The organism is Thermovirga sp. (assembly GCA_012523215.1).
Classification (GTDB): domain Bacteria; phylum Synergistota; class Synergistia; order Synergistales; family Thermovirgaceae; genus 58-81.
Map to the genome: position 1 here is coordinate 1 of JAAYIZ010000155.1, position 7,092 is coordinate 7,092.

8 protein-coding genes are annotated in these 7,092 nt (G+C 63.0%); 7 read left to right on the top strand and 1 reads right to left on the bottom strand.

Features of this window, described 5'->3' with window-relative positions; translation table 11 throughout:
• Nucleotides 1-351 precede the first annotated feature (351 nt).
• The 6 genes from GX108_04165 (at nt 352) to lptB (ending at nt 6,042) form a co-directional block, all read left to right on the top strand.
• The gene (locus GX108_04165) at nt 352-1,392 is read left to right on the top strand and encodes a threonine synthase (GenBank protein ID NLO56233.1); all 1,041 of its coding nucleotides are present in this window, start codon (nt 352-354) and stop codon (nt 1,390-1,392) included.
• On the top strand, nt 1,389-2,333 hold the full coding sequence (thrB, locus tag GX108_04170; GenBank protein NLO56234.1) for a homoserine kinase: 945 nt from the start codon (nt 1,389-1,391) through the stop codon (nt 2,331-2,333). Before GX108_04165 ends, thrB begins: the two co-directional genes overlap by 4 nt.
• Entirely contained in the window at nt 2,330-3,547 is a 1,218-nt protein-coding gene (locus tag GX108_04175; protein ID NLO56235.1) for an aspartate kinase, read from the top strand. Before thrB ends, GX108_04175 begins: the two co-directional genes overlap by 4 nt.
• A complete protein-coding gene (locus tag GX108_04180) occupies nt 3,544-4,539 on the top strand; it encodes an aspartate-semialdehyde dehydrogenase (GenBank protein ID NLO56236.1) in 996 nt (331 codons plus the stop codon). The genes GX108_04175 and GX108_04180 overlap by 4 nt, the downstream gene beginning before the upstream one ends.
• 115 nt (nt 4,540-4,654) lie before the next feature.
• Nucleotides 4,655-5,317: a hypothetical protein gene (locus tag GX108_04185; protein ID NLO56237.1), complete on the top strand. Its 663-nt coding sequence runs from the start codon at nt 4,655-4,657 to the stop codon at nt 5,315-5,317.
• A complete protein-coding gene (gene lptB / locus GX108_04190) occupies nt 5,314-6,042 on the top strand; it encodes an LPS export ABC transporter ATP-binding protein (GenBank protein ID NLO56238.1) in 729 nt (242 codons plus the stop codon). Before GX108_04185 ends, lptB begins: the two co-directional genes overlap by 4 nt.
• Here lptB and GX108_04195 read toward each other — a convergent pair.
• Nucleotides 6,015-6,491 carry a hydrogenase maturation protease gene (locus GX108_04195; protein NLO56239.1) on the bottom strand — a complete coding sequence of 159 codons (477 nt, stop codon included), beginning with the start codon at nt 6,489-6,491 and terminating at the stop codon, nt 6,015-6,017. The two genes, lptB and GX108_04195, sit on opposite strands and share 28 nt — an antisense overlap.
• A 50-nt stretch (nt 6,492-6,541) precedes the next feature.
• Between GX108_04195 and GX108_04200 the strand changes: the two genes are divergently transcribed.
• A partial coding sequence (locus GX108_04200; GenBank protein ID NLO56240.1) for a murein biosynthesis integral membrane protein MurJ occupies nt 6,542-7,092 on the top strand: 551 nt, incomplete at its 3' end.

Sequence of the window (7,092 nt, forward strand, 5' to 3'; positions counted from 1 at the left end):
CCCTTGACAAATCCCCCTGAGGGTCCTATAAAGGACGGTAACCGCAGAACATCGCGGTTTAAGATAACGCAAAGGCTATGAAAGGGAGAGTAGCCGTTTTTAGCGCGCCAGAGAGGGGGACCCAAGGGCTGAAAGGTCGCCTCGCGAGGGAAACGGTGAAGACCACCCTGGAGCTGGATCCGAAGCCCCGGCAAGGGGATAAGGTGACGGGGATTCGCCCCTGACAGCGAGGTCGAGTGCCGGCGCCTGTATGCCGGAACCGGAGTGGAACCGCGGAAAGAGCCCCTTTCCGTCTCACGGGTGGAGACGGAAAGGGGCTTTGTTCTTTGAAAACCAGGGGAGGGTTTGAAAATGAAAGGTCTTTTACGAAGATACAGGAACTTGCTGCCGATAAATCCGGGGACACCCATGATCTCCCTGGAGGAAGGAGGAACTCCCCTCATTCCCCTTGAAACGATGGGGGAGGAACTGGGCCTGCGGCTTTACGCCAAGTACGAGGGGGCCAACCCCACGGGCTCCTTCAAGGACAGGGGGATGGTGCTGGCCGTCGCCAAGGCGCTCGAAGCGGGAGCAAAGGGCCTCGTCTGCGCCTCGACGGGGAACACGTCGGCCTCGGCTGCGGCCTACGCCGCGAGGTCCGGCCTCCCCTGCACGGTGCTCCTGCCCAAGGGTAAGGTCGCCGCTGGAAAGCTAGCCCAGGCTTTGGTCCATGGCGCCAGGGTCATTTCCATCAGGGGAAATTTCGACGATGCCCTGGAACTGGCGCTTTCACTGTCGAGGGAGCTGGGCCTGGCGGTGGTCAACTCGGTGAACCGTTACCGGCTCTGGGGCCAGAGGAGCGTGGCCTGGGAGATCATCGATGAACTCGGCCACCCCCCCGACGCCGTGGTGCTCCCCGTGGGGAACGCCGGCAATATCACGGCCGGTTGGGCCGGATTCGTGCAGTATTATCGTGCCGGGAAGGCTGAAAGCGTCCCCGCCATGATCGGGGCTCAGGCCGAGGGAGCCGCGCCGCTCGCTCTCGGGAAGCCCTGCCCGGCGCCGGAGACGGTCGCCACGGCCATAAGGATAGGGAAGCCGGTGAACGGGAAGAAGGCCTTCTGGGCTGCCAGGATGAGCGGCGGGAAGTTCCTCGCCGTGAGCGACGACGAGATACTGGCGGCCCAGAAGAGGCTGGCGGCTGTCGAGGGCGTTTTCGCCGAGCCCGCCTCCTGCGCGGGGATAGCCGGTCTCTTCCGGTCCTCCGGGCAGGGGCTCATCCCCCGCGGCTCGACGGTGGTAGCCATCCTCACCGGGAATGGCCTCAAGGATCCCGATTCGGCCGTGGCCGGGGCGAAACCACCCCTTGAGATCGACGCCGGGATGGAAGCCCTAAGGGAAGCCCTGTCGTGAAGGGCACCGCGATCCGCATAAGGGTTCCGGCGACCACGGCCAACCTGGGCTCCGGCTTCGACACGATTGGCCTTGCCCTCTCCCTTTACAACCTTTACGACGTCTTCGACATCGACGAGCCCGGTGCGTACCGGATGGAAGTGATCGGCGAAGGCAGCGCCGAACTCTCGGACCCGGAATCTAATATGATAATCAAGAGTTATGAAAGAGCCTGCGAGGAGTGGGGCCTTCTCTGTCCGGGCTTTTCACTGCGCTGCCTCAACGCGATCCCCCTCTGTAGGGGCTTGGGCAGCTCCTCCACCGCCGTCGCGGGAGGTGTGATGATAGCCAACTCGTTCCGGAAGGATCCCCTGTCCGTCGAGGAATTGATCCCCCTGATGGTGGAGATCGAGGGACACCCCGACAATATCGTGCCCGCCTGCCTGGGTGGATTCGTGGTGAGCGGCGCGGGCGAGGGCCGGCTCCGCTACGTAAAGCTCCCGCCGCCCCCCGGGGATATTTTCGCCGTCGTGGCCGTCCCCGAGGTAAGGGTCAGGACCGAGGATGCCCGCAACGCGCTCCCGAGGGAAGTGAGCCTGGGAGACGCCGTCTTCACGCTGAACCGGGCGGCCATCCTGGCCGCCTCGTGGGCAGCCGGGAAGTGGGAGAACCTGGCCTGGGCCATGGACGACAGGCTTCACCAGCAGTTCCGGGCGAAACTCTTCCCCGGGGGCGAGGTGATCCTGGAGAAGGTCAAAAGCGTCCCCGGGTGCCTCGGGGCAGCGATAAGCGGTTCCGGCCCAAGCGTGCTGGCCTTTGCCAAGGGGGCCCCGAGGGGCGTCGCCGAGGCCATGTGCAGGGTTTTCAGAGAGCATGGCGTGAGGTCGCGTTTCTTCGTCCTCGATGTGGATGAGGCGGGTGCCGCGCTTCAGCGCTTTTCCCGGGAGGTGACCCGGCAATGAGCATCGAGGTCTTGAAGTACGGGGGATCTTCCCTGGCGGGGGAGGGCCGGATAGCCGCTGTCGCGAAACAGGTGGCCGATCTCCACCGCAAGGGCGTTTCCCTGGTCGTGGTGGTATCGGCTGTGGGGCATACCACGAAGAACCTCATCGAGACCGCCAATGGCTTCGCCTGCCGCCTGAACCGCCGGGAGATAGACCAGCTCATTTCCACCGGCGAGCAGCAGAGCATGGCTCTTCTCACCATGGCCCTGGGAAAACGGGATGTCCCAGCCCGTTCCTTCGCGGGCTGGCAGGCTGGGATAAGGGCTGGCGGCGTTTTCACCGACGGGCGGATCAGTTCCGTGGACCCCCGGATGGTGGCGAGGTCCCTCGAAAAGGGGGAGGTTGCCGTCGTCGCCGGCTTCCAGGGCGTCACCGACGAAGGAGACGTCATAACCCTTGGCAGGGGAGGGTCGGACCTCTCCGCGGTGGCCCTGGCCGCCGCCCTGGAGGCCGACTGCTGCCGAATTTTCACCGATGTGGAAGGGATGTTTTCCGCCGACCCAAGGCTGGTTCCAAAAGCTTTTCGTCTTGAAAGGATCAGCAGCGGGGAATGCATGGAGATGGCCGCGGCGGGCGCCAGGGTCCTGCAGGCAAGGAGCGTGGAGCTCGCCTGGAGGTACGAGGTGCCGCTCTTTGTCGGTTCCAGCTTTGAAAAGGGGAGGGGGACCTGGATCATGAGAGATGATGTTTCGGAAGGCTTTGTGGTGCGATCGATAACCCACGATACGGAGGTTGCCAAAGTGGCCGTGCTTGGGGTCCCCGATATTCCCGGGATCGCGGCCAGGGTTTTCTCCTCCCTGAGCGAGGCCGGCGTGGGCGCCGAGATGATAATCCAAAGCATTATGAGGGGCCAGGTCAACGATATTGCCTTCCTCGTCAGGAAGGAATTCCTGGGTGAAGCCATAGACGTCTGCCGCAAGACCGCCAGGGATATCGAAGCCCAGGGCGTGGCTTTCGATACGGAGGTGGGCAAGATCTCCCTGGTGGGGGCGGGTCTGTCGAACCACCCCGACGCCCCGGCGAGGATGTTCTCGGTGCTCGCCGGCGAGTCCGTCAATATCGACATGATCTCCTCGACTTCGATGTCCATCACCTGCGTGGTCTCCTCGGCCGATGTGAAAAAAGCCGTTGTGGCCCTTCACAAGGCTTTTATCGAGGAGGCACAGCGATGAGGGTGGCGCTGCTCGGCGCCACCGGCGCCGTAGGGCGGGAAATCCTGAACACCCTCGAGGCGAGGAACTTCCCCGCCTCGGAGATCGTGCCCCTGGCCTCTTCCCGCTCGAAGGGTTCCAGGGTCTCCTTCGGCGGGGGCGAATTCGAGGTCAGCGAGGTAACCGCCGACTCCTTCGAGGGAATAGATATCGCTTTCTTCTCGGCCGGCGGCACCGCCTCAAGGCTGTGGGCCCCGGAGGCGACCAGGAGGGGCGCGGTGGTGATCGATAACAGTTCGGCCTGGAGGATGGACCCCGAGGTCCCCCTCGTGGTGCCCGAGGTCAACCCCGGTGCGATAACAGGAAACAAGGGGCTTATCGCCAACCCCAACTGCGCCACCATCCAGGCCGTCATGGTTTTGAAGCCGCTCCATGACGCCGCCGGTCTTGAGCAGTTTTCCGCGGTCACCTTCCAGTCCGTTTCCGGCACGGGGAAGGAGGCCGTTACGGAACTGGCGCGCAATTCAGAGGCTTTCCTGTCCGGCGACAAGGGGATCGCGTCCGTTTACCCTCACGATATCGCCTTCAACGTGTTGCCCCACATAGGCGGTTTCGACGAGGGCGGCATAAGCGAGGAAGAGTGGAAGATGATCAGGGAGTCCAGGAAGATCCTGGAACTCCCCGGTCTTGATGTAAGGTGCACCGCCGCCAGGGTCCCTGTTTTCAGGGGGCATTCCGAGGCGGTCACCGCCCTTTTCAAGCGGACTATTTCTCCGAAAGAGGCCAGAAGGGTCCTCTCGGTCGCGCCGGGAGTATGCCTTGCCGATGAACCCGGCAGAAATCTTTACCCGACGGCCAGGGATTCCCGGGGGAAGGATTTCGTCTACGTAGGCAGGATCAGGAGGGATACCATAAGTGAAAAGGGACTCATGATGTGGATCGTATCGGACAACCTCCTGAAGGGAGCCGCTCTCAACGCCGTCCAGATAGCCGAACTCCTGGTAACCCCGTGATTTTTGTTCCTGCCTTGACGTTCTTCAGCCCGGGCGATCGGAGTATAAGGTAGAATAGCGGCGGCGTCCGGGGTGGACGCCGCCATTTCCTTTTTCGAGGACGGTGCCTGAAAACATGAAGAAAAAGGCCGCCTTTACATTTTTGATGGCTGCGGTGCTTTTCGCCGCCACGGTCGCGACCGGTGCGGAACAGATACGGCTTACATCAGATACCCTTCAGTACGATCCCTCGGGGGGCACCGTTTTCGCCTCGGGGAACGTGAAGGTTATCGGGAGGGGTGCCGAGATAACCTCCGACGAAGGCGAATTCGACCCCTCGGGCATGCGCTCCCTGTTCCGGGATAATGTCCTGGCCCTGTGGCCCGAGGGGAAGCTGACCATGAACTGCGATGAGATGGTCGTGGAGGAGGTCGCCCGGGGCCAGAAGATCATCGCCCGGAAGGTGACCAGGTTCCACGACGCGGTCAGGAAGGTGACCATGAGGGCTGACCTTGTGGAAGGGTCCGTGGTCGGCGGGGCCTTCACAGAATTTGATGCCAGGGGCGGCGTGGTGGCCGATGCCGTAGCTCCCGATGGGGAGCCTACCAGGGTAACGGGCAAGAGGTCGCGATACGACAGGGACCGCCAGACCCTGGAATTCACCGGCGGGGCGGTGGGGTTACAGAAGAATCGCAGGATCACCGCCGACACCTTCATCATTCACCTTGAAAGCGGGAAGATCGAAGCCGTGGGGAATCCCCGGATGGAGGTCGACCTTCCCCCCGGGGAGGACCAATGAACAACCGCTTCCTCTGGGCGCGTTCGCTGAGCAAGAGCTACAAGGGGCGGACCGTCGTATCGTCGGTGGACCTGAAGGTCAGGCAGGGGGAGATCGTGGGTCTTCTAGGGCCCAACGGGGCCGGGAAGACCACAACCTTCTACATGGTCCTGGGCATTGTGAAACCCGACTCCGGGAGGATAATGATCGACAACGAGGATCTCACAGGTCTGCCCATGTACATCAGGACCAGGAGGGGGATCGGCTACCTCCCCCAAGAGGCCTCGGTCTTCAGGAGCCTGACCGCCCGGGAAAACATCGAACTAGTCCTGGAGGAGAAGGGCGAGGGCAGTAAGAAGATCGAACGCCTGGCCTCCGACCTGATCGAGGAGTTCGGGCTGAGAGAAGTGGAGGACATCCCCGGCTTTGCCCTGAGCGGGGGTGAGCGCAGGAGGGTGGAGATCGCCCGCAGCCTGGCCATGAACCCCTCGTTCATATTGCTGGACGAACCCTTCAGCGGCATCGACCCCATCGCCGTCTACGACATACAGCAGATAATACTGGGCCTGAGGGCCAGGGGGTACGGCATCCTGCTCACGGACCACAGCGTGAGGGAGACCCTGGCCATAACCGATAGGACCTACCTCATCCACAGGGGGCAGATCCTAGTCGAGGGCACTCCCTCGGAGGTCGCCGACAGCGAAGCCGCCAGGAAGTTCTACCTGGGGGAAAGGTTTTCGCTGTGAAGGGAAGGGAACTCGTCCCAGGCGCCGGAGCAGACAGCCTCCGCCGCTCTCCCGGCGGCGGTTTCGATGGCTGGCGAAAGGCCCTCCCAAAGTCCCGTGAAAGCGGGTTGTATGGCTATGATGTTGATGCGGATGCCCTCATCGAAGGGGGCGAGAAGGACCGAAAGAGGGATGCCGTGGGAAGAGAGGAGCGAGCCCTCCACGTCGTTGAGCCCGAGAAGGCGAATCTCACCCGGCTCTCCGCCGAAGTCGGCCGCGTCGATGACGAGGAGAGTTTCCGGCGGGTTCTCCCTGAGCGGGGCGATATGGTTCTCGGGGAGGACGCCGCAAAGGAAGACGCGGATCCATGGCAGGGCCCGGGCCTTGATCATCTCGGCGGCCCGGATGCCGGCGGCGTCGTCTCCCATGAGTTCGTTGCCCATGCCCCATACGAAGGTGAGCCTTTCCATGGACTTTCACCCTTTCGCAGGTTCCCCGCGTCGAAGGCTGGTGTCCTGCCATGAGTTCCACCGGTTCCAGGATGGTCCGTCACTCCCTGAGGATGATGGCCGGAACCTTCCTGAGCCGCATCCTGGGCCTCGCCAGGGAGGTCCTGACGGCGGCCTTCTTCGGAGCGACGCGGCAGCTGGACGCCTTCCTCGTAGCCTATACGCTGGCCAACCTCTCCAGGAGGCTCCTGGCGGAAGGGGCCCTTTCGGCGGCTTTTGTACCCGAGTTCTCCAGGACCCTCGAAAAGGACGGCCTTGAATCGGCCCGTGGCCTGGCGAGGCAGATCCTGGCGGTTCTCCTGGCGGCCACCGGCATTGTAACCCTTGCCGGCATACTGGCGGCGCCACTCCTGGTCAGGGTCATGGCCCCGGGCTTCGGTGTGGAGGGAACCCGGCTGGCGGTCTCGCTCACGCGCCTCATGTTCCCCTTCCTGGTGTTCATCTCCATCGCGGCCCTCGCCATGGGGGTCCTGAACAGCCTGGACTGCTTCTTCGTCCCGGCGATAGCGCCCGCCCTCAGCAACGCGGTCTTCATCCTGTTCCTGGCGATTGTAACACTCCG